The organism is Bacillus cereus group sp. BfR-BA-01355, assembly GCF_022663675.1.
In the GTDB taxonomy this organism is placed as follows: Bacteria; Bacillota; Bacilli; order Bacillales; family Bacillaceae_G; genus Bacillus_A; species Bacillus_A thuringiensis_S.
Genome location: NZ_JAKUFY010000029.1, coordinates 1 through 22747 on the forward strand (window position 1 = coordinate 1; position 22747 = coordinate 22747).

Consider the following 22747-nt stretch of genomic DNA (forward strand, 5'->3'; position numbering starts at 1 on the left):
TTCAAAGACACTGGGGAATGTCTTAAAAATTAGGGAGGAACAGCTTCGATACATATACTATAAAAGGTGGATGTGACCTCTGTGTGAACATAGAGTGAAAGAGAGAGGGAGTTTTAAAGAAAAGATAGAAAGACAAAAAAATAAGACCATCATTTATAAGATGGTCAAGGAAGGGGACAATTTATGTCAATTTAATTAGGGATGGAAGCTATTCAAAGACACTGGGGAATGTCTTAAAAATTAGGGAGGAACAGCTTCGATACATATACTATAAAAGGTGGATGTGACCTCTATGTGAACATAGAGTGAAAGATATGGGGATTTGAAAAATAGTACATATGAAATTGTTATTGCTAGCAATATTGAGCTAGGATATATAGTTTTCCAGCATAAAACAAAAAGGAATCTGAATATAAATAAAAGTTGTAATCTATGAAAAAAAGGATTATGCTCAACTATATTATAAGAATATAAGGTTTGTCCCAATTGTTTAAGGGCTTTTTAAAAGCTTTTTATTTATGAGGGGAAAGCTTCACTTTAATAAGGGAGTTAGTGATATGGAAGTAACAAAAAAACAAGGGCTGTATAATCGTCTTATACGATTAAACCCACCACAAATATTAGCATTAGGTTTTTTCTGCTTAATTGTGGTTGGCGGTTTGTTATTAAAGTTACCATTCGCAACGAAAGCACATATTAGTTGGGTAGATGCTTTCTTTACAGCAACGTCAGCAGCGACCGTAACTGGTTTGGGAGTAGTGGATACAGCAAGTACATTTACGATGTTTGGCGAAATTGTTATTATGTTTTTAATTCAAACAGGTGGTCTAGGTCTTATGACAATTGCCATTTTAATTGTTTGGGTATTAGGCAAAAAAATCGGATTACGCCATCGTTTATTAATTGGAGAAGCATTTAATCAAACAAATATAGGTGGTCTTGTAAAATTAGTAAAGCGTGTCTTTATATTTTCGATTTGTATTGAGCTTATTGGGGTCATCTTTTTATCGTTTCGCTTTATTCCAGAGTTTGGTTTTGGAAAAGGTTTATACTATAGTATTTTTCATGTAATTGCATCTTATAATAATGCAGGATTTGCTTTATGGCCAGATAATTTAACAAGATATGTAGGGGATCCCATTATTAATATTGGGATTTGCTCTTTAATTGTAATAGGTGGACTCGGTTTTACCGTATTAATTGATATATGGTATAGTCGCAGTTTTCGAAAATTATCACTTCACTCAAAAATAATGATTATTGGAACAGTAGTGTTAAATGTTATAGCAATGATTGTAATTTTTGTATTGGAATATAATAATGTGAAGACGTTAGGGAATTTATCTTTAAATGAAAAACTATGGGCTTCCTTCTTTCAAGGTATTACCCCGCGGACAGCTGGATTTAATACGATTGACTATGGAGGTATGGAAGAATCATCTATATTATTTACGATGATTTTAATGTTTATTGGTGCAGGAAGTGTATCAACAGGTGGAGGAATTAAATTAACAACGTTTGTTATCTTAATTACATCTGTCCTTTCTTTCTTTAGAAAAAAGGAAGAAATTGTTTTATTTCAGCGTACAATTAAAATGTCGACAGTAACGAGGGCCTTAGCGATTGCTGTTGCCAGTCAAATACTTATTTTTACAGCGGTATTTATATTAATGCTTACAGAAAACTTCAGCTTTATTCAATTATTATTTGAGACAATATCAGCGTTTGGCACAGTCGGATTAACGATGGGAATTACTGCAAAGCTATCGGCATTCGGAAAATGTATTATTATGTTTGTTATGTTTTGCGGATTAATTGGACCGTTAACACTTGTGTTTTCTTTAGCGCGACCAGCAAAACAAAAAATAAAATATCCATCGGAAGATGTGTTTACAGGATAAGGTATCCCGCGTTAAGCGAGATACCTTTTTCTTTTTTAGAACAGGGAGAACAATAAACCAATAAGTGCTACTCGGAATAAAATTGCGATAAGTGCAGCAATCCCACCGACAACTGCAGCGATACCGCCAGTTACAGTAGCTCCGCGATTATAAGCGTAAATACCGAGTAAAACAGAAACAAGACCAAATAGTGTTGGGAATGTAAATAGCGATAAGATAGATAGCGCAAGAGCGATAAAACCAGCAGTTGATCCAGCGGCGGATGATTTTACAACATCTTTATCGTCTTTATCATCGTAATCATAATCAATGCGTTGTGGTGCAACCTCAGCGGCGTACTCTTCTTTATAGTCACTATCTATTCTATCTCTTCTTTTATAATCATCAAATTTCTCAGTCAAAGTCATGACTCCTTTCATAACAAGGTTCAATAGTAGTATGTATCTCTTTTTCTTTTTTATCCTGCTATTTGTGGGAGTCGAGCTACGTACACATCCTACTGATTAAAGTTTCACTATACCGGAGCATGTACAGGGAGTAGTATCTTTTAAAAGGAGGAAAATGTTTTCTTGAAATAGGAAAAGTTAGTATGACTTCCTCTATTTTGGAAAGTATAAAAAGGAATAATGAGGAAAGGGTGCAATACATAATGGAACATCCAATTGAAAATTTAATGAAAACGGCAATGACAAATTTAAAAGAGATGGTAGATGTAAATACAATTGTTGGGAGCCCGGTCTCAACAGCTGACGGAAATGTAGTATTAACAGTATCTCAGGTGGCTTTTGGTTTTGGAGCTGGTGGAAGTGATTTTAAAGGGGATTTCATTACTGAAAAACATAACGGTGGGCAAAATCAGCATAAAGAGAAAAAGCAAGGGCATCCATTTGGAGGAGGAAGCGGGGCTGGGGTTTCTATTAGCCCAGTTGCTTTTTTAGTAGTCGGTTCTAACGGTGTGCAAGTATTACACCTCAATAGTAGTACACATTTAATTGAAAAGGCTTTAAATACGGTACCAAGCACTGTAGATAAATTTGTAAATGGTCGCCAAAAGTGAACTTGCATTTTTTAGGAATTATGATATATTAGAAAAAGTGCGCTTTAGGATGATCGGAATAATTGAACTGTAAATATATATGATGTGTGGAATAAGGGAGAGGAATTTATGATTAATATCAAAAACTTAGTAGTTGGTTTATGTATGTTAGTAAGCGGTTTTGTTGTATATGTAATAAAAGAAAAAGCTCCATTCTAAAACAGACAAACCGTTACTGTCTGTTTTTAATTTACAAAAAATGTTGACAAGTTATTTTATTGATGTTAAAATTTTAATTCGTGTCTCGGTTACAGCTAGTATAAAGTAAATAAATCTTATAAATGTAATACGAAAAGTTTGCGAAAGATCGGGTAGTCTTACCAACAACTTTTGTGAACAAACCCTATAAATTATAAGTGTAAGCTTTATAGGTATACTAGTGAATCAAGGAGCGGTCAGTGGAACCGTAATGATGAGAGAGAGGTAGGGCTTTCATCCAGTATATGTTACTTTCCCGTTAGGTGAATATAAAAAAGAGGACTCCTTTTCAAAAGGAGTCCTCTTTCTTTTTTTAAGTGCGAATTTCAACTTGTTGACAAATTTCATCCGTTGTTAAACCGTGAGCTGTAATGACTGATCCTTTAATTGATGCATCTGCAATGCCCATCACATTAGAATCTTGCCCAGTTACAACGCAACAATCACACCCTTGTGCATCCTGTTCTGAGTTAAGTGTAACAACTTCATGACCTTGTTGCTGAAGAGCTTGTTGAACGTCTGTTAATGAGTTTTCAACGCCAATTCTAGCCATAATTCTCACCTCCTACCATCTAATTGCTAGTATGCTCAAGTTCACTGCATATATTTATGAAAAGACGGTAGGAAGTAAATCTTTGTTTAGTCGTTATATACGCCAGTAAGCATTTGACTAACGAATTGATCGTTTAATGTATCTTGTGCAGAAGAAGTATTTGAATGGATGTCGATTGAAGCAATAAAATGATTATGTTCTTGCGTGTTTGGTTCTACCTCTACGTAATTATCGAATTTACAAAAACCTTTCGTGTCCATTAGATCAAATAATTGCAACATTTCTACTACCTCTTGTCTCGTTCCTTTAATTTGTACACATGCCATATTTATTTCCTCCTTCATTTTGACAAATTGTTTTTTAAAAATAGGATTATGATTACGAAATGAAAAATATGAATGTTATTTTTAGACAGCGCTATTTTTGTTATTTTCCCCCTTTTTCAGCAAAAGTCGTTATATATTCCCGGATTTATAAAATCGGACGTCCGTTTATTGAATACAATAGATTCGTATTAATTGATGAAAATCCTTCTTTTAAACAAATATTTTTTTAGTGAAAATTGGCGAAAAAAATTTTCAGACTTTTTGTAAACGTTAACAATGTTGTTAAATCAATATAATTAAAGATGTACGTACGATTAAAAATTATAAATTTTCTAAAAATTCACTTGATTTATTTAAAAAGGAGAGTAAACTAGGAAACAATAAAAAATTCATAGAACATAGGAGGCACTTCCAGTGAATGAGCAATGGATTTTCTTAAATGGAGAATTTGTTCCGAAAGATGAAGCAAAAGTTTCGGTATATGATCATGGCTATTTATATGGCGATGGAGTATTTGAAGGAATTAGAGTTTATAGCGGTAATGTTTTCCGTTTGAGAGAGCATCTTGTCCGGTTGTATGAATCAGCAAAATCAATCCTTTTAGAAATTCCATATTCATTAGATGAAGTAACGAATATTGTTGTTGAGACGATTCGACAAAATAAATTATCTAATGGATACATTCGCCTTGTTGTATCAAGAGGAGCAGGAAATCTTGGATTGGATCCCGATTCATGTAAGAAGCCGAATGTAGTAGTAATTGCAGAACAATTATCTTTATTCCCACAAGAATATTATGAGAAAGGGATTCCAGTTGTAACAGTTGCAACGCGCCGAAATCGTCCCGATGTTTTATCCCCTCAAGTAAAATCTTTAAATTACTTAAACAATATTTTAGTTCGTATTGAAGCGAAATTAGCTGGAGTACAAGAAGCACTTATGTTAAATGATCAAGGATATGTAGCTGAAGGATCAGGAGATAACGTGTTTATTGTTAAAGGAAATAAATTAATTACACCACCAAGTTCTGCTGGAGCATTAGAAGGTATTACACGAAACGCCATTTTAGAAATCGGCGAAAAACTTGGATATGACGTAAGAGAAGAGTTATTTACAAGACATGATGTATATGTAGCTGATGAAGTGTTTTTAACAGGAACAGCTGCTGAAGTTATTGCTGTTACGACAGTAGATGGTAGAACGATTGGTTTAGGGCAAACGGGTCCACATACGAATCGTTTATTGGAAGAATTCCGAAAGTTAGTTATAGAAGATGGAGAGAAAATTTACGAAGAAAATAAAGTTGGATAACAACTTTTTATAACATAAGAAAGCGTTGAGAGGGAGGAGTAGTTGATTGTGAAGCCTCACAGAGAGTCGGTGGTTGCTGAAAACCGATGGTTCACGTCGACGAACATCGCCCTTGAGTGCTAAGCTGAAGCATTTGTCTAGGCTTAGACGGTAGCTCCGTTATTAGCTAGATCCATTTATGGGTCACTGAGGCAAGAGTATTCTTGCAAAGAAGGGTGGTACCGCGAAATCTTTCGTCCCTTCAGCACATAGCTGGAGTGTGGACGTAGGATTTTTTTTATTGATAAAGGTTTTCAAAAAGGGGGCTTATAAGAACAATGTCTTCAAAAACGGAAGAGAAACTGGCAACTGGTGCACAGCTATTGTTAGAAGCGCTAGAAAAGGAAGGAGTAGAAGTGATTTTCGGTTATCCTGGTGGTGCTGTTTTACCTCTCTATGATGCACTGTATGATTGTGAAATTCCTCATATTTTAACAAGGCATGAGCAAGGAGCAATTCACGCTGCTGAAGGGTATGCCAGAATTACTGGTAATCCAGGGGTTGTCATTGCAACGAGTGGTCCAGGTGCTACAAATGTGATTACTGGTCTAGCAGATGCGATGATTGATTCATTACCACTTGTTGTATTTACAGGGCAAGTAGCAACAACGTTAATTGGAAGTGATGCTTTCCAAGAAGCGGATATTATGGGGCTTACAATGCCGGTGACAAAACATAACTATCAAGTGCGAAAGGCTTCAGATTTACCTCGAATTATTAAAGAAGCATTTCATATTGCTAAAACAGGAAGACCAGGCCCAGTCGTGATCGATCTTCCGAAAGATATGGTAGTAGAGCAAGGAGAACGATGTAATGATGTGCAAATGGATTTACCAGGATACAACCCAAATTATGAACCGAATTTACTCCAAATAAACAAATTATTACAAGCAATTAGTGCTGCAAACAAGCCGTTAATTTTAGCTGGAGCAGGTGTATTGCATGCGAAAGCATCAAAAGAGTTAACAAGTTTTGCGCGTAAATATGAAATTCCTGTTGTGCATACATTACTTGGTCTTGGTGGCTTTCCGCCAGATGATGAACTTTTTCTAGGGATGGGGGGAATGCATGGTTCTTACACAGCCAATATGGCGTTATATGAATGCGACTTACTCATTAATGTAGGCGCGAGATTTGATGATCGGCTTACTGGAAATTTAGCTTATTTTGCTAAAGGAGCGACTGTCGCGCATATCGATATCGATCCAGCAGAAATCGGAAAAAATGTGCCGACTGAAATTCCTATTGTTGCAAGTGCTAAGCGGGCATTGGAAGTATTACTTCAACCAGAAGGAAGGAAAGAAAATCATCATGAATGGATCTCTTTATTAAAGAGTAGAAAAGAACAGTATCCATTCTCTTATAAACGAAACTCTGAAAGTATTAAACCTCAATACGCGATTGATATGCTATATGAAATCACGAAAGGAGAAGCGATTGTAACAACAGACGTTGGGCAACATCAAATGTGGGCAGCGCAATATTATCCGCTGAAAAATCCAGATAAATGGGTAACTTCTGGCGGATTGGGAACGATGGGATTCGGATTTCCAGCAGCAATTGGTGCGCAAATCGCAAAGCCTGAAGAACTAGTCATTGCAATTGTTGGTGACGCTGGGTTTCAAATGACTCTACAAGAATTAAGTGTATTAAAAGAACATTCTTTACCTGTTAAAGTATTTATTTTAAATAATGAAGCTTTAGGAATGGTAAGGCAATGGCAAGACGAATTTTATAATCAAAGATATTCACATTCCTTATTGTCGTGTCAACCAGATTTCGTCGCTCTTGCGAATGCGTATGGTATAAAAGCTGTTCGTATTGATGATCCACTTCTTGCAAAGAAGCAGTTGAAGCATGCGATTGAATTAAAAGAACCAGTCTTAATTGATTGCCGTGTACTTCAATCTGAGAAAGTTATGCCGATGGTTGCGCCCGGGAAAGGCGTTCACCAAATGGAAGGAGTGGAAAAAAGGTGAAGAGAATTGTTACAGCGACAGTTCGAAATCAAAGTGGTGTGTTAAACCGAATTACAGGGGTTATGACACGAAGACATTTTAATATTGAAAGTATTTCAGTAGGTCATACGGAATCATCAGATATATCGCGAATGACGATAGTTGTGCATGTGGAAAGTGAACAGCAAGTTGAGCAGTTAATTAAACAACTTCATAAGCAAATCGATGTTCTGAAAGTATCAGATATTACAGAAGAAGCGATGATTGCTAGAGAGCTTGCTCTTATTAAAGTAGCAACTTCTGTAGCAAGGGCGGAATTATATAGTTTAATTGAACCGTTTCGAGCCGCTGTAATAGATGTTGGGAAGGATTCCATAGTTGTGCAAGTAACAGGTACGCAAGATAAAGTGGAAGCGTTAATTGAATTACTTAGACCATACGGTTTGAAAGAAATTGCGAGAACAGGTGTAACAGCATTTACACGTAGTATGAAAAAACAAGATAAGCAAGTTATGTTAATTCAATAATCATTTAAATATAGGGGGAAATGAAAATGGCAAAAGTTTATTATGAGAAAGATGTAACAGTAAATGTATTAAAGGAAAAGAAAGTAGCAATCATCGGATATGGCTCGCAAGGTCATGCGCATGCGCAAAATTTACGTGATAACGGATTTGATGTAGTAGTAGGTTTAAGAAAAGGTAAGTCTTGGGATAAAGCGAATGAAGATGGATTTTCTGTATATACAGTAGCAGAAGCAGCGGAAAAAGCTGATGTAGTAATGATTCTACTGCCTGATGAATTACAACCAGAAGTATATAAAGCTGAAATTGAACCAAATTTACAAGCCGGAAATTCTCTCGTGTTCGCACATGGATTTAATGTTCACTTTGATCAAGTAAAACCACCAGCTAATGTAGATGTATTTCTAGTAGCGCCAAAAGGACCGGGGCATCTCGTACGCCGTACGTTCGCCGAGGGCGGGGCTGTTCCTGCACTATTTGCCGTATATCAAGATGCAACAGGAGTTGCGACTGAAAAAGCACTTTCTTATGCTGACGGAATTGGAGCAACGAGAGCTGGTGTATTAGAAACGACGTTTAAAGAAGAAACAGAAACAGATTTATTTGGAGAGCAAGCTGTACTCTGCGGCGGAGTGACTGCACTTGTAAAAGCAGGGTTTGAAACGTTAGTTGATGCGGGATACCAGCCTGAACTTGCATATTTTGAATGTTTACATGAACTGAAGCTAATCGTTGACCTTATGTATGAAGGTGGACTTGAAAATATGAGATATTCAGTTTCAGATACAGCGCAGTGGGGAGACTTCGTATCAGGACCACGCGTTGTTACTGAAGATACGAAGAAAGCGATGGGGGCAGTATTAGCAGAAATTCAAGATGGTACATTTGCAAGAGGCTGGATTGCAGAGCATAAAGCAGGAAGACCAAATTTCCACGCGACAAATGAGAAAGAGAATGAACATGAAATTGAAGTAGTTGGACGTAAATTACGTGAAATGATGCCTTTCGTACAGCCGCGAGTAAAGGTAGGGATTAAATAATATGAAGCAGATTTTGTTCATGGATACAACGCTTCGTGATGGCGAACAATCACCAGGAGTAAATTTAAATGAACAAGAGAAATTACAAATTGCTAGGCAATTAGAGAGGCTTGGTATTCATGTAATGGAAGCTGGATTCGCGGCAGCTTCCGAAGGTGACTTCCAATCAGTAAAACGCATCGCGAATACAATTCAAAATGCTACGGTTATGAGTTTAGCTAGAGCGAAAGAAAGTGACATTCGAAGAGCATATGAAGCAGTGAAAGGTGCTGTATCTCCTCGTCTACACGTATTTCTAGCTACGAGTGATATTCATATGAAATATAAACTTTGTATGTCAAAAGAAGACGTGTTAAATAGTATTCATCGTTCGGTTACGCTTGGAAAATCATTATTTCCGACAGTACAATTTTCTGCAGAAGATGCGACAAGAACATCGAGAGCATTTTTAGCTGAAGCAGTAGAAACTGCGATTCGCGCAGGAGCGAATGTAATTAATATTCCGGATACAGTTGGATATACGAATCCAGAAGAATATTATTCTCTTTTCAAATACTTACAAGAATCCGTTCCATCATATGAAAAAGCGATTTTTTCTTGTCACTGTCACGATGATCTTGGTATGGCAGTAGCAAATTCGTTAGCTGCGGTTGAAGGCGGAGCATTGCAAGTAGAAGGAACGATTAATGGCATTGGAGAAAGAGCAGGGAATGCAGCGTTAGAAGAAGTTGCGGTTGCTCTTCATATTAGAAAAGATTTTTATAAAGCAGAACCTTCTATGACTTTAAAAGAGATTAAGGCGACGAGTACATTAGTAAGCAGGTTAACGGGTATGGTTGTACCGAAAAATAAAGCAATCGTTGGAGCGAATGCATTTGCTCATGAATCAGGCATCCACCAAGATGGGGTTCTAAAAGAAGTAACAACTTATGAAATTATCGAACCAGCGCTTATAGGAGAATCTCAAAATCTCTTTGTACTTGGGAAACATTCTGGCCGTCATGCGTTTACGGAAAAAATGAAAGAGCTTGGTTATGAATTTACAAATGAAGAGCGAGATGCGGTATTCGAAGCGTTTAAAAAATTGGCTGATCGTAAAAAGGAAATTACTGAGGAAGATTTACGTGCACTTATGCTTGGTGAAGCAGCATTTGCAGCCCAGCAATATAACATTACGCAATTACAAGTGCATTTCGTATCAAATAGTACACAATGCGCAACAGTTGTGCTGAAGGATGAGGAAGGAAATGTATATGAAGATGCAGCCACTGGTTCTGGTAGTATTGAAGCGATATACAATGCGATTCAAAGAATTTTAGGACTAGAATGTGAATTGGCAGATTATCGCATACAATCTATTACACAAGGTCAAGATGCACTTGCTCACGTTCATGTTGAATTAAAAGAAGGTAGTCACCAAATATCAGGTTTCGGAGTTGCGCAAGACGTATTGGAAGCGTCGGCGAGAGCTTATGTCCATGCAGCAGGGAAATTAAAATCTCTTATAGCGCTTGTGAAATAAATATTTGATAGGTGAGAGAAGTTTTCCTCACCTATCAAATTAAAGTTCTGAAAATTCAGTTAAAAGGAGTGTTAAAAATGGAAAAACGTATCGTTTGTTTAGCTGGTGATGGTGTCGGTCCAGAAGTTATGGAAAGTGCGAAGGAAGTATTGCATATGGTAGAAAGGCTATATGGACATCATTTTCATTTGCAAGATGAGTACTTTGGTGGTGTTGCTATCGATTTAACTGGGCAACCATTACCACAGCGAACACTTGCCGCCTGTTTAGCGAGTGATGCGGTTTTACTTGGAGCAGTAGGTGGACCAAGGTGGGATAGTGCGAAAGAAAGGCCTGAGAAAGGATTATTAGCATTAAGAAAAGGACTCGGTGTATTTGCGAATGTTCGCCCTGTAACGGTAGAAAGTGCAACTGCACATTTATCACCATTAAAAAATGCGGATGAAATTGATTTCGTTGTCGTTCGTGAATTAACAGGCGGAATTTATTTTTCTTATCCGAAAGAGCGAACGGAAGAAGTGGCGACAGATACACTTACGTATCATCGCCATGAAATTGAACGTATCGTTTCGTATGCTTTTCAATTAGCGAATAAGCGGAAGAAAAAAGTAACATCTATTGATAAAGCGAATGTTTTAGAGTCTAGTAAACTATGGAGAACTGTGACAGAAGAAGTAGCACTTCGCTACCCAAATGTGGAAGTAGAACACATTTTAGTAGATGCAGCGGCTATGGAATTAATTCGAAATCCAGGAAGATTTGACGTTATTGTAACGGAAAATTTATTTGGTGATATTTTAAGTGATGAGGCTTCAGTATTAGCTGGATCATTAGGAATGCTTCCATCAGCAAGTCACGCTGAAAAGGGGCCTTCATTATACGAGCCTATTCACGGATCAGCGCCGGATATTGCGGGGAAAAATAAGGCGAATCCAATTGCGATGATGCGTTCTGTTGCAATGATGCTTGGGCAATCGTTCGGATTAACGAGGGAAGGATATGCAATTGAAGAAGCAGTTTCTGCAGTCCTTAAATCAGGAAAATGTACAGCAGATATCGGGGGGACTGAAACGACAATTTCATTTACAAAGGCAGTTATTCAAGAAATGGAAGAGCAAGCGTTAGTAGGGAGAGGAAAATAATGGGGAAAAGGTTACTAGATAAGCTTTGGGAAAGACATGTAGTTGCGACTAATGAAAATGGATTGGATTTATTATATATCGATCTACATCTTGTTCATGAAGTAACGTCACCGCAAGCCTTTGAAGGCTTGCGGCTTACAAATCGAAGAGTCCGCAGACCAGATTTAACATTTGCAACGATGGATCATAATATTCCAACGAAAGATGTTTGGAATATTACCGATCGTATTGCGAAGCAGCAACTAGATACACTTCGGGAAAATTGTAAACAATTTCAGGTGCCATTAGCGGATATCGGAGATGAAGAGCAAGGGATCGTTCATGTTATAGGACCAGAACTTGGACTCACACAGCCAGGAAAAACGATTGTTTGTGGTGATAGTCATACAGCAACACACGGTGCTTTTGGTGCACTAGCGTTTGGTATTGGTACGAGTGAAGTGGAACATGTATTGGCAACGCAAACGTTATGGCAACGAAAGCCGAAAGCGATGGGCATTGAGTTAAAAGGAAAGTTACCGCAAGGTGTTTATGCGAAAGATATTATTTTACATCTCCTTTCAAAGTACGGAGTAGCAGTTGGAACAGGTTACGTAATGGAGTTTTACGGAGAGACCATTCATGCTATGGATATGGAAGAGAGGATGACGCTTTGCAATATGGCAATTGAAGGGGGAGCAAAGGCTGGTATTATTGCACCAGATGAAAAAACGGTTGCTTACGTAAAAGGGCGTAAATATGCGCCGAAAGACTATGAATCTATTAAGAAAAAATGGTCAGAACTTTATACAGATTTAGATGCAGTTTATGATTTACATATTTCAGTAGATGTTACGGATTTAGCGCCGTACGTTACGTGGGGAACAAATCCTAGTATGGGTGTTCGGATTGATGAGAAATTGCCAGAAAAGTATGATGCAAATGACGAAAGAGCGTTTTCTTATATGGGATTGAGTCCCGGACAAAGTACGTATGACATTCCAGTTCAACATGTTTTCATTGGATCTTGTACAAATTCTAGGCTTTCTGACTTAGAAATTGCTGCATCTGTCGTGAAAGGTAAGAAAGTAAAAGAAGGTGTGCGAGCACTTGTTGTACCCGGATCTCAAAGGGTAAGAGAAGCAGCGATGCATAAAGGATTACATCGCATATTTGAAGAAGCTGGATTTGAATGGAGAGAGCCCGGATGCTCAATGTGTCTAGGTATGAATCCAGATCAAGTGCCTGAAGGAGAACATTGTGCCTCTACGTCAAATCGCAATTTTGAAGGAAGACAAGGAAAGGGAGCACGAACGCATTTAGTTAGCCCGGCAATGGCGGCTGCGGCTGCGTTATATGGTCATTTTGTTGATATTAGAAAGGAGAGTTATGATGGAGCCATTTCGTATTCATAAAGGTACTGCCGCAGTACTGATGAATGATAACATTGATACAGATCAAATTATTCCGAAGCAATATTTAAAGAGAATTGAAAGAACTGGGTTTGGGAAGTTTTTATTTGATGAGTGGCGATATGATAATAATCGCCAAGAAAACCCTAATTTTCCTCTTAATGCACAAGAAAGAAAAGGAGCCAGCATATTAATTACAGGTGATAATTTTGGATGTGGCTCGTCAAGAGAACATGCTCCATGGGCGCTTGCTGATTATGGTTTCCGCGTTATTATCGCTGGAGGATTTGCCGATATCTTTTATATGAATTGTATGAAGAATGGCATGTTACCGATTGTAATGGATAAAGATATGCGTGAACAACTTGCTAAAACAGATGCGAGGGAACAAATCACAGTTGATTTAGAAAATGAAGTAATTACAACGAATACGCATAGATTCCATTTTACAATCGAGAAAATGTGGAAAGAGAAGTTATTAAATGGTTTAGATGAAATTAGTATTACAATGCAATATGAACAAGAAATAAAAGAGTATGAAAGAAAAGTGGCTTTATATTAAAAAAGTGACGGAATATTAAAAATGTATTTACATTCAAAATTAACTGTTATATACTATGTGAAAATCAGAGGAGAAAGGGAGTAAGTATTATGAATATCGTGCGATCTATTACAATGCTTACACAACTACATCATCATACATGAAACCCTTGAACCTAGCGTGAAAACGTGTAGGTACAAGGGGTATTCCCGTTGTACCTACACTCTATTGAAGAGCCTTGTAGGTATTTTGTCTACAAGGCTCTTTTTATTTTCGGCTTAGGTGAATGAAATCGGCATACATTAGAAGGGGAAAGGTGTGAAAATTTAGATGACAAAATGGAAGCGGGCAAACCCGAATGGAACGAGAGATTATTTATTCGAAGAATGTACATTAATTGAAGAAGTGGAGCAAAAATTAAGGCTTACTTTTTTAGAGAGAGGTTATGAGGAAATAAGAACACCTACAATTGAATTTTATGATGTTTTTGCATTTCAAAATAGACCGATAGATGAAGAGAAGATGTATAAATTTTTTGATGAAAAGGGAAGGATTATCGTTTTACGTCCAGATATGACAATTCCTTTAGCGAGAGTTATTGGAACACAGAGATGGGATACGCCACTTAAAGTGACGTATAGCGGGAATGTATTTCGAGCAAATGAATCCCATTCTGGAAAATATAATGAAATCGTACAAAGTGGTATTGAAGTTATCGGGATTGATAATGTAAGAGCTGAAATTGAATGCGTAATAAGTGTCATTCAAGCACTTCAAAAGTTGAATGTGCAATCTTTTACAATTGAGATTGGGCAAGTACAGTTATATAAATGTATTGTAAAAAAGCTCTCCATCCATGATGAAGAAGAAAGGGTACTTAGAACGTATATAGAAAGTAAAAATTATGCTGCCCTCTCAAATTTCATCGGAGAAAAGAAATTAGATCGATGCGATGAGACAGTAAGATTACTTGAGAAATTACCGAGGCTATTTGGAAATTTAGAAGTTATTGAGGAAGCAGAAAAGCTTGCTTCAAGTAATGAAATGAAAATGGCAATTGCAAGAGTAAAAGAAATGTATGAAACAATGGAAACGTTAGGATATGGTTCTTACATATCAATTGATTTAGGCATGATTCAACACTTAGATTACTATACGGGTGTTATTTTCAAAGGATATATATATGAAATTGGAGAAGAAATCGTTAGTGGCGGAAGATATGATGAGCTAATTGGGAATTTTGGAGAAACGCTGCCGGCTGTTGGACTCGCGGTGCAAGTAAATCAAATTGTGAAGGCGCTACAAGAGCAGCAAGAACCATATGAACGAAATCAAATTGATATTGTGATTCATTATGAGTTAAATAGATTAGCAGAAGCAGAAAGGTTACGAAATTTACTTCGAAAGGACGGGAAAAATGCCTGGTTATCTCTATTCTCTAATTTAAGCGATACCTTTCAATTTGCAAGAAAAAATAAAATAGGAACGGTCGTTGAGGCAAAGAATGAATACTTAGTGGAATATGTGTGGAATGAGAAATGGGTAGTCCAGAAAGAAGGAGAGACTTCATGCGTAACATTCAAATTGCGTTAACGAAAGGAAGATTAGAAAAACATGTAATTCCACTCTTTGAGCAGATTGGAATTGATTGTTCGGAACTCAAAAATAAAGGTCGGAAGCTTGTATTTCAAAGTAAAAATACAAATGTTTCATTTATTTTAGTAAAAGCGGTTGATGTTGCTACTTATGTAGAACATGGGGTAGCTGATATTGGGATCGTTGGAAAAGATATTTTAATGGAAAACGAGAAAGATATTTATGAAATGCTGGATTTAGGAGTAGGGATTTGTAAGTTTTGTGTTGCTTCTATTCCTACGTATAATCCGAAAAGTTACCGGAAGAAAAGAATTGCTACGAAATACCCACATATTACTTCTACTTATTTTCATGATAAGGGAGAGGACGTAGAAATTATTAAAATAGAAGGTTCTGTAGAAATCGCTCCTCTTCTTGGATTGGCAGATGCAATTGTAGATATTGTTGAAACAGGAAAAACATTACAAGAGAATGGACTTATTGTATTTGAGGAAATGCACTCTATATCGGCTCGGATGATTGTAAATAAGGCGGCCTTAAAAACTAAAAAAGACGAAATATTCAGTATTGTAAATATGATGGAGCAAGAAATCTTATCAGGGAAATAGGAGGACTTAAAATGGAAATCATTTATGAAGACTTTAAGGAGGCATTATCTAAAATAAAAGTGCTAAGAGAAAACGCTAATATAATAGAAGAAACTGTTCAAAGAAGTGTAAGAGAAATCATTAGAAATGTAAGGGAAGGGAAAGATGAGGCTTTATCTTTCTATACAAAAAAGTTTGATGGTGTAGAGATGAAAGATTTTTGTGTAAGTGAAGAAGAAATACAGCAAGCGAGTATGCTTGTAGAGAATTCATTTTTAGAAGCTTTAAAAGAGGCGAAGAAAAACATTGTTTCGTATCACGAAAAGCAAAAGAAGTACTCAATATTCGATTGTGAAAGTAAAGGCATAATTAGAGGACAGCTCATTCGGCCATTAGAAAATATAGGTGTATATGTACCGGGTGGGACAGCCTCATATCCTTCTTCAGTATTAATGAATGTATTGCCGGCGAAACTCGCAGGTGTGAAAAAGATTGTAATGGTAACACCGCCGAGGAAAGAAGGAATTGATCCTCATATATTAGCTGCTGCAAATCTTGCGGGGGTAGATGAAATTTATACGATAGGTGGCGCGCAAGCAATTGCGGCTTTAGCATACGGGACGGAATCGATTCCGAAAGTGGATAAAATAGTTGGACCGGGAAATTTGTACGTCGCTCTAGCGAAACGAGAAGTATACGGAATAGTAAATATCGATATGATTGCTGGTCCATCAGAAATTGTAGTTGTCGCGGATGAAACAGGTAATGCAAAATATATCGCAGCGGATTTATTATCGCAAGCAGAGCATGATGAGAGAGCAACGGCAATTTGTATTACAACGAATATGGAACTAGCTAAAGAAGTAGAAAAAGAGGTAGAAAGACAGTTAGAAATGTTACCAAGAAGTGAAATTGCACGTGAATCAATAAATAGAAATGGAGCCATCTTTATCGTTCCTTCTTTAGAGGAGGCACTAAAGTTATCAAATGAAATTGCTCCAGAACATTTAGAGTTACATATAAAAGAACCGATGAATGCTCTAGATTATGTGAAACATGCAGGCTCTATTTTCCTTGGGCCATATGCACCTGAACCGCTCGGGGATTATTTGGCGGGACCGAATCATGTATTACCAACGAGCGGAACGGCAAGATTTTTTTCTCCGTTATCAGTCGATGATTTCGTGAAAAAATCAAGTTTTATTTCTTATACGGAGGAAGCATTAAAAAATGTACAGCATCATATTGTAGAGCTTGCAAATAAAGAAGGGTTACATGCACATGCGAGAGCAATCCAAATAAGGTTTGAGGAGGAAAAATAATGCGTCAGTCCAGTCAAGTACGTCAGACGACAGAAACAAAAATTAAATTAAGTTTGCAGCTTGATGAAAGTACGAATGTATCTATTCAAACGGGGATTGGTTTTTTCGATCATATGCTGACTTTATTTGCTAGACATGGAAGATTTGGATTGCAAGTTGAGGCAGAAGGTGATGTATTTGTCGATGCACATCACACCGTTGAAGATGTTGGAATTGTACTCGGAAATTGCTTGAAAGAAGCATTGCAAAATAAAGAGAGAATTAATCGTTACGGTTCAGCGTATGTACCGATGGATGAATCTTTAGGATTTGTCGCAATTGATATAAGTGGACGCTCATATTGTGTATTTCAAGGGGAATTAACAAATCCGAAGCTCGGGGATTTTGATACAGAATTGACGGAAGAATTTTTTAGAGCAGTTGCACATGCTGCCAATATTACATTACATGCGCGCGTTCTATATGGAAGTAATACACATCACAAAATTGAAGCATTATTTAAAGCTTTTGGTAGAGCGCTTAGAGAAGCGGTCGAAAAAAATGCCAACATTACTGGTGTAAATTCAACGAAAGGGATGTTGTAATTGATTGCCATTATAGATTATGGAATGGGGAATATTCGTAGTGTAGAGCAAGCATTAAAATATATTGGGGCAGAGCACATTGTAACGAGTGATAAAGAAGAGATATTGAGAAGCGATGGCGTGATTTTACCGGGAGTAGGTGCATTTCCGAAAGCGATGGAAGTATTAGAAGAAAGAGATTTAGTGTGTGTACTAAAAGAAGTTTGTGATATAGGAAAACCACTCCTCGGTATATGTTTGGGCATGCAGCTTTTATTTGAACGAAGTGAGGAACTAAAAGGTTGTAGTGGGTTAGGTTTACTACCAGGGGAAATTCGTAAGTTAAAAGTTTCGTATAAAATTCCTCATATGGGATGGAATGAATTAAGGAAGGAAAGAGAATTTCCGCTTTGGAATGGATTAGTAGATGGTTCTTTCGTGTATTATGTTCATTCATATTACGCGGATTGTCCAGATGAAATTGTATGCGGAGTAAGTGATTATGGAATGCAAGTACCAGGGTTTGTAGCGAAAGGAAATGTATTTGGTGCACAGTTTCATCCAGAAAAAAGTGGTGAAATTGGCATGCAAATATTAAAAAATTTTCAAGGGGTGGTAGAAGCATGGAAATCTTCCCGGCTATCGATTTAAAGGAAGGGCGATGCGTTAGACTTTATCAAGGAGAGTTTAGTAAAGAAACGGTGATGAATGAAGATCCGGTAGCGCAGGCGATCATATTTGAAAAGCTTGGAGCGGAAATACTACACATTGTTGATTTAGACGGTGCAATTGCTGGCGAGTCGCTAAATTTTCTCGTCATTGAAAAAATCTGCAAGGCGGTACGTATTCCTGTGCAAGTGGGAGGAGGAATTCGTTCACTTAAAGCGGTGGAGAAGTTATTGTCAGTAGGTGTAGAAAAAGTGATTTTAGGAACAGCGGCTCTTTATGATAAGTCATTTTTAGAGGAAGCAGTTCATCTATATAAAGAGAAAATCATTGTTGGAATTGATGCGAAAAATGGTTTCGTAGCAACGAGAGGTTGGCTTGATTTGTCTGAAATTTCTTATATTAGTTTAGCGAAACAAATGGAAAGTTTAGGTGTTCAAACGATTGTGTTTACAGACATTTCGAAAGACGGGACGCTTGCAGGGCCAAATTTTGAACAATTGACGTTACTTCAAAAAAGTGTGGGCATTCGTCTCATTGCCTCTGGAGGAGTGGCATCTATTCAAGATGTGAAAAAGTTAAATGATATGAATATATATGGTGTCATAATTGGAAAGGCGCTTTACGAGAAAAAGATTGATTTAGAAGAAGTATTACAGGTAACGAAGTTATGTTAGCGAAACGAATTATTCCATGTCTAGATGTGAAAGAAGGGCGAGTCGTAAAGGGTGTAAATTTTATAGGATTACAAGATGTCGGTGATCCGGTTGAAATAGCTGAAGCATATAACGAGGCAGGGGCAGATGAAATCGTATTTTTAGATATTACGGCGACCCATGAAGGAAGAAAAACGATTATAGATGTTGTAGAAAAAACAGCAGCAAAAGTATTTATTCCTCTTACGGTTGGCGGGGGGATTTCAAGTGTGAAAGATATGTACAATTTACTAAGAGCTGGAGCAGACAAAGTTTCAATAAACTCAGCGGCAGTGCGAAACCCGAAGCTAATCGAAGAAGGGGCAGAACACTTTGGATCACAATGTATTGTCGTCGCAATTGACGCTAGAAAAGTAGCGGAAGATAAATGGAACGTATACGTCAACGGTGGAAGAGTTGACACAGAAATGGATGCTATAGAATGGGCGAAGCGTGTTGTTAAGCTCGGGGCGGGTGAAATTTTGTTAACGAGTATGGATGCAGATGGAACGAAAAGTGGATATGATCTTCGTTTAACAGAAGAGATTTCAAAAAGTGTTTCCATTCCAGTCATCGCATCAGGGGGCTGTGGTCATACGGATCACATTATAGAAGTTTTTCAAAAGACAACGGTTGATGCAGCGTTAGCGGCATCCATATTTCATTATGGTGAGGCGACAGTGCAGAGTGTAAAGCGAAAATTAAGAGATGCAAATGTTGAGGTGCGGTTATGAAACCTAATTTTTCAAAAGGATTAATACCAGCAATTGTCATCGAAGAAGGTACGAAAGAAGTTTTAATGCTAGCTTATATGAATGAAGACGCATATGAAAAAACGTTAGAGACGAAAAGAACATGGTTTTATTCTCGTTCGAGGCAGTCGTTATGGAATAAGGGAGAAACATCAGGGAATGTTCAATATGTGCAATCTCTATACTTAGATTGTGATCAAGATTCAATTGTTGTGAATGTGAAACAAGTAGGGCCTGCTTGTCATACGGGGGAGAAGACATGCTTTCACTATCAAATTATATAGGGGGGATACATATGGAAAATGCCTTTAAGTTGCTGTATAAAACAATTGAAGAACGAAAGGAAAGCCCACTTCCTGAATCGTATACAAATTATTTATTTTCAAAAGGAGAAGATAAAATTTTAAAGAAAATTGGTGAAGAGTGCGCTGAAGTAATTATCGCATGTAAAAATAATGATAAAGAAGAAGTAGTGAAAGAAATGGTTGATGTATTTTATCACTGTTTCGTTTTATTGGCTGAAAAAAATATTGCATTGGAAGATGTCATGCGAGAGGTGAAAGAACGAAATGGAAAGCTTTCGAGAGTTGGGGATAGAAGGGAAATAGATACATTATAAGGGGGAATGTATATGAAAGTAGATTATCATCTTCACTTAGAAGAAGGACCGTATTCAATAAGATGGCTTGCTAAAATAAATGAAGCGTTGGAATGTTATGAACCGCTTCAAGAAAGGCATTCTATTGATTGGCTTATGAAAACACAAGAGCGTTTGCAAAAGCGTGTGAAGGAAGGGCCATTTACAAAAGAATGGATGGATCTCTATTTAGAAGAAGCTGTGCGAAAAGGAATAAAAGAAGTGGGAATTGTTGATCATCTATATCGTTTTCATGAAGCGAAAGGATATTATGAAAAATATGTAGATATTAGTGATTCTAAGCTTGGTCGTATACAGAAGGAATGGTTAGATCAAGTAAGGGTAGTTTCACTGTATGATTTTACAAAGGCAATTGAAGAAGCGAAAGAACGATGGAGTAAAAGAGGTGTCACACTTAAACTTGGAGTTGAAGCGGATTATTTTCTTGATTGTGAAGGAGAGTTAAAAGAATTATTAGCGCTAGGAGACTTTGATTATGTAATTGGTTCCGTTCATTTTCTAAATGGCTGGGGATTTGATAATCCGGATACGAAAGAATATTTTGAGGTGCATGACCTACGCACATTATACGATACGTTTTTTAAAACAGTTGAGAGTGCGATTCATACAGAGTTATTTGATATTATCGCTCATCTTGATAATATAAAAGTATTTAATTATCGATTGGATGAGAATGAACAGCTTTCTTATTATAAGGAAATTGCCTGTGCGTTAGTAGAAACGAATACGGCAACAGAAATAAATGCAGGACTGTACTATCGTTACCCTGTTCGTGAGATGTGCCCAAGTCCACTATATTTACAAGTATTAGCTAAGTATGGTGTTCCAATTACGATTTCTTCGGATGCCCATTATCCAAATGATTTAGGGAATTATGTACAAGAAAATGTACAAACATTACGAGCTCACGGTGTTACTCAGGTCGCAACATTTACGAAGCGAGCAAGAGTAATGAGGTTGCTTGAAGAAGAAGTAACAAATTTAAAATGAAACGCGATTTTTTGATGAAAACCGTCCTTTTTGTTCAAAATAAGAAAGAATGAAAAGGAGGGTAAGAAATGGCGAAACAACAAAATAAACAAAATGTACAAGTTGCACAGCAACAAGCTTATACGTCTGAAACGAATGCTGCATCTCAATCGGTTATTGAGGAGCAAATTAGCGATACGGTTGCAGAAGGAACTATTGATGTGAAGCTCGGAAAAGAATCGCAGGAAAAAGCGTAAGAAGAGGGGAGAGTTGTATCTCCTCTTTTTTTATGGAAAAGTGTCGATTTTCAAAACTATAATCAAATTCCTTGGTTTTTATATATGGATTTCTTACAATGAAATATAAGAGATATCTTATTTTCTATAGAAGAGGTGTTAGTAGTGGCAAAAATATTAGTAGCGGGAAAAATTCCAGAAATTGGATTAGAACTATTAAAAGATCATGATGTAGAAATGTACGATAAAGAGGAGTTAATTTCTATAGATGAATTAACAGAGCGTGTAAAAGATAAAGATGCATTGTTAAGTTTACTTTCAACAAAGGTGCCAAAAGAAGTTATTGATGCAGCGCCTCATTTAAAGATTGTTGCAAACTATGGTGCTGGTTACGACAATATTGATTACACGTATGCTGGCGAAAAAGGAATTGCAGTAACGAATACACCGAAAGTATCAACGGAAGCGACTGCAGAATTAACATTTGCACTTCTTTTAGCAGCGGCGCGTAGAATTCCTGAAGGGGATACGTTATGTCGTACGACTGGATTTAACGGATGGGCACCGTTATTTTTCTTAGGACGAGAAGTCCACGGTAAGACAATTGGAATTATTGGTCTTGGAGAAATCGGGAAGGCTGTTGCAAAACGTGCGAGAGCATTTGGAATGGGTGTTTTATATACAGGGCCAAATCGTAAGCTTGAAGCTGAAAGTGAACTGGGAGCAACGTATGTGACGTTGGAAGAATTATTACAAACAGCAGATTTTATTACAATTAACTGTGCTTATAATCCAAAATTACATCATATGATTGATGAAGAGCAGTTTAAAATGATGAAGAAAACAGCGTATATTGTAAATGCTTCACGTGGACCAATTATGAATGAAGCGGCACTTGCTCATGCATTAAAAACGAATGAAATTGAAGGGGCAGCTCTTGATGTGTTTGAATTTGAACCGAAAATTACAGAAGAGCTAAAAGAATTAAAGAATGTAGTGCTTGCTCCACACGTAGGGAATGCAACGTTTGAAACTCGTGATGCGATGGCTGAAATGGCTGTCAGAAATATTTTAGCTGTATTAAACGGCGAAGAGCCAGTAACACCTGTAAATCAAAAGGTATTAGTCACAAAATAAAAAGAAACCTTCCGGACTCGGAAG

At 37.2% G+C, this 22747-nt stretch carries 26 protein-coding genes and 1 other annotated feature; of the genes, 23 read left to right on the plus strand and 3 right to left on the minus strand.

Features of this window, described 5'->3' with window-relative positions:
- Positions 1-557 precede the first annotated feature (557 nt).
- On the plus strand, positions 558-1901 hold the full coding sequence (locus tag MR167_RS12155) for a TrkH family potassium uptake protein (RefSeq protein WP_000454114.1): 1344 nt from the start codon (positions 558-560) through the stop codon (positions 1899-1901).
- A gap of 35 nt (positions 1902-1936) precedes the next feature.
- On the opposite strand, the gene MR167_RS12160 is transcribed toward MR167_RS12155, so the two are convergent.
- Entirely contained in the window at positions 1937-2302 is a 366-nt protein-coding gene (locus MR167_RS12160) for an imidazole glycerol phosphate synthase (protein ID WP_072939640.1), read from the minus strand.
- A gap of 188 nt (positions 2303-2490) precedes the next feature.
- Here MR167_RS12160 and ytfJ point away from each other — a divergent pair, with 188 nt between their 5' ends.
- On the plus strand, positions 2491-2958 hold the full coding sequence (ytfJ, locus tag MR167_RS12165) for a GerW family sporulation protein (RefSeq protein ID WP_002083119.1): 468 nt from the start codon (positions 2491-2493) through the stop codon (positions 2956-2958).
- Positions 2959-3066: 108 nt separating this feature from the next.
- Entirely contained in the window at positions 3067-3156 is a 90-nt protein-coding gene (locus MR167_RS12170) for a hypothetical protein (protein ID WP_000608225.1), read from the plus strand.
- Between the two features lie 352 nt (positions 3157-3508).
- Here the strand turns inward: MR167_RS12170 and MR167_RS12175 are convergent, their stop codons facing one another.
- Both MR167_RS12175 and MR167_RS12180 read right to left on the minus strand, forming a co-directional pair.
- Positions 3509-3748 carry a YkuS family protein gene (locus tag MR167_RS12175; RefSeq protein WP_000101020.1) on the minus strand — a complete coding sequence of 80 codons (240 nt, stop codon included), beginning with the start codon at positions 3746-3748 and terminating at the stop codon, positions 3509-3511.
- Positions 3749-3834: 86 nt separating this feature from the next.
- The gene (locus MR167_RS12180) at positions 3835-4074 is read right to left on the minus strand and encodes a DUF3911 family protein (RefSeq protein WP_000752514.1); all 240 of its coding nucleotides are present in this window, start codon (positions 4072-4074) and stop codon (positions 3835-3837) included.
- A gap of 414 nt (positions 4075-4488) precedes the next feature.
- Here MR167_RS12180 and ilvE point away from each other — a divergent pair, with 414 nt between their 5' ends.
- From ilvE to MR167_RS12280, 20 genes are all read left to right on the plus strand, one after another.
- A complete protein-coding gene (gene ilvE, locus MR167_RS12185; protein ID WP_001005485.1) occupies positions 4489-5385 on the plus strand; it encodes a branched-chain-amino-acid transaminase in 897 nt (298 codons plus the stop codon).
- A gap of 16 nt (positions 5386-5401) precedes the next feature.
- Positions 5402-5629 (plus strand) — a binding site (T-box leader).
- A 73-nt stretch (positions 5630-5702) separates the two neighbouring features.
- The gene (gene ilvB, locus MR167_RS12190; protein WP_000095837.1) at positions 5703-7403 is read left to right on the plus strand and encodes an acetolactate synthase large subunit; all 1701 of its coding nucleotides are present in this window, start codon (positions 5703-5705) and stop codon (positions 7401-7403) included.
- Entirely contained in the window at positions 7400-7909 is a 510-nt protein-coding gene (ilvN, locus tag MR167_RS12195; RefSeq protein WP_000822952.1) for an acetolactate synthase small subunit, read from the plus strand. Before ilvB ends, ilvN begins: the two co-directional genes overlap by 4 nt.
- Before the next feature lie 26 nt (positions 7910-7935).
- Positions 7936-8946, plus strand: a complete 1011-nt coding sequence (gene ilvC / locus MR167_RS12200; RefSeq protein WP_001151745.1) for a ketol-acid reductoisomerase — start codon at positions 7936-7938, stop codon at positions 8944-8946.
- A 1-nt stretch (position 8947) separates the two neighbouring features.
- The gene (leuA, locus tag MR167_RS12205; protein WP_000809594.1) at positions 8948-10468 is read left to right on the plus strand and encodes a 2-isopropylmalate synthase; all 1521 of its coding nucleotides are present in this window, start codon (positions 8948-8950) and stop codon (positions 10466-10468) included.
- Positions 10469-10545: 77 nt separating this feature from the next.
- Positions 10546-11610: a 3-isopropylmalate dehydrogenase gene (gene leuB / locus MR167_RS12210; RefSeq protein ID WP_000415383.1), complete on the plus strand. Its 1065-nt coding sequence runs from the start codon at positions 10546-10548 to the stop codon at positions 11608-11610.
- A complete protein-coding gene (leuC, locus tag MR167_RS12215) occupies positions 11610-13004 on the plus strand; it encodes a 3-isopropylmalate dehydratase large subunit (protein ID WP_000518094.1) in 1395 nt (464 codons plus the stop codon). Before leuB ends, leuC begins: the two co-directional genes overlap by 1 nt.
- The gene (gene leuD, locus MR167_RS12220; RefSeq protein ID WP_000433191.1) at positions 12982-13563 is read left to right on the plus strand and encodes a 3-isopropylmalate dehydratase small subunit; all 582 of its coding nucleotides are present in this window, start codon (positions 12982-12984) and stop codon (positions 13561-13563) included. The genes leuC and leuD overlap by 23 nt, the downstream gene beginning before the upstream one ends.
- 309 nt (positions 13564-13872) lie before the next feature.
- The gene (locus MR167_RS12225; RefSeq protein WP_000170302.1) at positions 13873-15135 is read left to right on the plus strand and encodes an ATP phosphoribosyltransferase regulatory subunit; all 1263 of its coding nucleotides are present in this window, start codon (positions 13873-13875) and stop codon (positions 15133-15135) included.
- A complete protein-coding gene (hisG, locus tag MR167_RS12230) occupies positions 15111-15746 on the plus strand; it encodes an ATP phosphoribosyltransferase (protein ID WP_001244492.1) in 636 nt (211 codons plus the stop codon). Before MR167_RS12225 ends, hisG begins: the two co-directional genes overlap by 25 nt.
- A gap of 11 nt (positions 15747-15757) precedes the next feature.
- Positions 15758-17047, plus strand: a complete 1290-nt coding sequence (gene hisD, locus MR167_RS12235) for a histidinol dehydrogenase (protein ID WP_000402915.1) — start codon at positions 15758-15760, stop codon at positions 17045-17047.
- Positions 17047-17631, plus strand: coding sequence for an imidazoleglycerol-phosphate dehydratase HisB (gene hisB / locus MR167_RS12240; protein ID WP_001249962.1), 585 nt, complete (start codon positions 17047-17049; stop codon positions 17629-17631). Before hisD ends, hisB begins: the two co-directional genes overlap by 1 nt.
- The gene (gene hisH, locus MR167_RS12245; protein ID WP_000560346.1) at positions 17632-18261 is read left to right on the plus strand and encodes an imidazole glycerol phosphate synthase subunit HisH; all 630 of its coding nucleotides are present in this window, start codon (positions 17632-17634) and stop codon (positions 18259-18261) included. It begins immediately after the preceding gene.
- Positions 18234-18953: a 1-(5-phosphoribosyl)-5-[(5-phosphoribosylamino)methylideneamino]imidazole-4-carboxamide isomerase gene (hisA, locus tag MR167_RS12250; protein WP_000402290.1), complete on the plus strand. Its 720-nt coding sequence runs from the start codon at positions 18234-18236 to the stop codon at positions 18951-18953. The genes hisH and hisA overlap by 28 nt, the downstream gene beginning before the upstream one ends.
- Complete coding sequence (gene hisF / locus MR167_RS12255) at positions 18947-19705, plus strand: imidazoleglycerol phosphate synthase cyclase subunit (RefSeq protein WP_000880105.1); 759 nt, start codon at positions 18947-18949, stop codon at positions 19703-19705. Before hisA ends, hisF begins: the two co-directional genes overlap by 7 nt.
- Entirely contained in the window at positions 19702-20007 is a 306-nt protein-coding gene (hisI, locus tag MR167_RS12260) for a phosphoribosyl-AMP cyclohydrolase (protein ID WP_000803959.1), read from the plus strand. The genes hisF and hisI overlap by 4 nt, the downstream gene beginning before the upstream one ends.
- A gap of 11 nt (positions 20008-20018) precedes the next feature.
- Complete coding sequence (gene hisE, locus MR167_RS12265) at positions 20019-20342, plus strand: phosphoribosyl-ATP diphosphatase (protein ID WP_000426355.1); 324 nt, start codon at positions 20019-20021, stop codon at positions 20340-20342.
- A 12-nt stretch (positions 20343-20354) separates the two neighbouring features.
- A complete protein-coding gene (locus MR167_RS12270) occupies positions 20355-21371 on the plus strand; it encodes a histidinol phosphate phosphatase domain-containing protein (protein WP_242314746.1) in 1017 nt (338 codons plus the stop codon).
- A gap of 68 nt (positions 21372-21439) precedes the next feature.
- The gene (locus tag MR167_RS12275; protein ID WP_001118893.1) at positions 21440-21607 is read left to right on the plus strand and encodes a DUF4025 domain-containing protein; all 168 of its coding nucleotides are present in this window, start codon (positions 21440-21442) and stop codon (positions 21605-21607) included.
- A 144-nt stretch (positions 21608-21751) separates the two neighbouring features.
- A complete protein-coding gene (locus MR167_RS12280; protein WP_001062837.1) occupies positions 21752-22723 on the plus strand; it encodes an NAD(P)-dependent oxidoreductase in 972 nt (323 codons plus the stop codon).
- The last annotated feature ends 24 nt before the right edge of the window (positions 22724-22747 follow it).